At 46.7% G+C, this 2,091-nt stretch carries 4 protein-coding genes; 1 reads left to right on the top strand and 3 read right to left on the bottom strand.

The features are described 5' to 3' along the window. A partial coding sequence (locus GRP75_RS25240) for a methyl-accepting chemotaxis protein (RefSeq protein ID WP_237449189.1) occupies positions 1-471 on the top strand: 471 nt, incomplete at its 5' end. A gap of 162 nt (positions 472-633) precedes the next feature. Here the strand turns inward: GRP75_RS25240 and GRP75_RS25235 are convergent. From GRP75_RS25235 to GRP75_RS25225, 3 genes are all read right to left on the bottom strand, one after another. Beyond that, the gene (locus GRP75_RS25235; protein WP_013311529.1) at positions 634-846 is read right to left on the bottom strand and encodes a hypothetical protein; all 213 of its coding nucleotides are present in this window, start codon (positions 844-846) and stop codon (positions 634-636) included. 10 nt (positions 847-856) lie between these two features. Beyond that, positions 857-1,378 (bottom strand): PRC-barrel domain-containing protein, encoded by a 522-nt coding sequence (locus tag GRP75_RS25230; protein ID WP_013311530.1) that lies wholly within the window; start codon positions 1,376-1,378, stop codon positions 857-859. 135 nt (positions 1,379-1,513) lie between these two features. After that, on the bottom strand, positions 1,514-2,091 hold a 578-nt coding region (locus GRP75_RS25225; RefSeq protein ID WP_160790698.1), incomplete at its 5' end, for a cysteine desulfurase family protein.

Genomic DNA, 2,091 nt, shown 5'->3' with positions numbered 1-2,091 from the left:
GGAGAACACGGACGAGGTTTTGCCGTCGTCGCGGGAGAAGTGAGAAAGCTGGCTGAGCAAGCGGGCAGTTCCAGTGACAGTATCATGAGTAAGCTGGAAGAAATTAAAATTGCAGGAGTACAAAGCGCGGAGGAAATGAAGAAGGCTCTTGCTGTAACTGTAGAACAGGAGCATGCTGCCATTGCAACGAGACAGGCGTTTGAATCCATTCGTGGGGCTTCTCAGCATATGCTTGCCCAAATTGAGGACGTTACCGCCGCTACAGATCATCTCCGTGTGAATGCTGGACATATTTCCGATGTCATTTCCAGCGTTGTCGCTGTTTCTGAACAAAGTGCAGCATCTACAGAGGAAGTGGCTTCCTCTGTGCAAGAACAAGGTCATGCCATGAACAATATTGCCGACCTTTCTGCCAAACTTGATTCTCATGCAGATCTTTTATTGGAAGAGGTCAAACGCTTTAAATTGTAGAACTAACCATCTTCACAAAAACGGTATACAAAAGAGGGTGCCCCAGCCAATATGGCCGTTCGGGGCACCCTCTTCGTTGTTTTTATCAAGCATTATCCAACCTACTAAGTGTATGTAGATCACACCTCTTAGCAAGCAGCCTGTCCACTTTCGGTGTCAAGCTTAGGAAGAAGCATGAATTTGCGGCAAGTCCTGTTGTGCCATCTCATCTCCAAAGAATAGGTCGTCCAGCGAACTGAGCGTTCCATCCTCTTCCACTTGGTAGACAGACATTTTTTCACCATTCACCTGAAGTTCGATAAAGCATCCCCAGCAATAAAATTGATGGGAGCCGATTTTGCCGATATCTTTGGAATTACAATTCGGACATCTCAATAAACTCACCCTATCCATTAACAGAATATATGGCTTTTTCCAGACGTTGCTCGCTTAACGGGGGAACCATAACAGCATTTTCCCCGATGGACATATCTTCGGTGCAGGGCAGCCATTTCCGCCCCTCTATAATATCCGATACAAAACCATCGCTGATTTCCAAGCCTATTATGTTATTGCCCATTTCCTGGTCAAAATAAACATCCGAGATGTGCCCGAGCATAAGCCCTTCCTCTGTTAGCACGGATAGATCCTTCAGTTTACCGGGTCCAAGCAAGTACGTATGTTGTATATCATGGGCCTCCGTTTTACGGACAGCCTGCTGATTGCGAATCATGATCGCATCCTCACCGTAAGCAACGATGTCATCCCAAGCAACCATTTTCACGTGAGAAGAAAAAAGCCCTTTTCCTTCCAACTCGATCCCTGTGATCCGCCAATCAGCTGTCACCATAAAGTCATGTATTTTACCAATCTGCTTCCCGTCCTCCACATCGAAAACGGCAAGTCCGATCATATCTTGAAGCTTCATATATAGGGTACCTCCTCATTCTGCAATCCGAACGAAGGTGCGGTCCTTTTCCTACATGCCTGTCAGACCTTGCTTCCGTTCATGCAATGAAATGGAAAACCGCCCCTCCCTTCTTATTAAAATGCGGAGAAATCCCTAGTACCTAGTACGCAGCCGCTTCCATATGGTTTCAATTTTCTTGGCCGTGTATTCCATTTCTTCCGTAGTATTACCCAAACCGAAGCTAAACCGAATCGCTGAATGTAAAACATCTTCAGGAAGATCCATCGCCTGCAATACATGCGATAGCTCTAGAGATCCGGAAGTACAGGCTGATCCGCTTGCTACTGCGATTCCTTCCATGTCAAGGTTCATCAGCATGGTCTCTGTACCAATGGCCGGAAAGCTAACATTAAGGACATTAGGTAAAGAATGATCAGGATCACCGTTAATTACAAAATTTTGGCTACCCAGAGTGTCTTCCAACCCTTTAAGCAGTGTCTGGCGAAGAACCGTATCGTGCACCCCACGCTCCTCAATGGAAGCATTAGCTAGAGTTGCGGCTTTAGCCAGACCCGCAATACCGGCGATGTTTTCTGTCCCGGCACGGCGTTTCTTTTCCTGAAGTCCCCCATGCATTAGCGGCTGAATGCGTGTACCTTGGCGGATATATAATGCACCCACGCCTTGCGGTCCGTTAATCTTATGACCAGATACACTAAGTAAGTCAATCG

The organism is Paenibacillus sp. OT2-17, from assembly GCF_009827695.1.
Taxonomy (GTDB): Bacteria; Bacillota; Bacilli; order Paenibacillales; family Paenibacillaceae; genus Paenibacillus; species Paenibacillus polymyxa_B.
This window is presented reverse-complemented; position numbering and strand designations above follow the sequence as displayed.

Bases quoted from the DNA above. Each gene is read 5' to 3' on its own strand.
- GRP75_RS25230 (WP_013311530.1), bottom strand. From the start codon at position 1,378: ATGAAGCTTCAAGATATGATCGGACTTGCCGTTTTCGATGTGGAGGAC.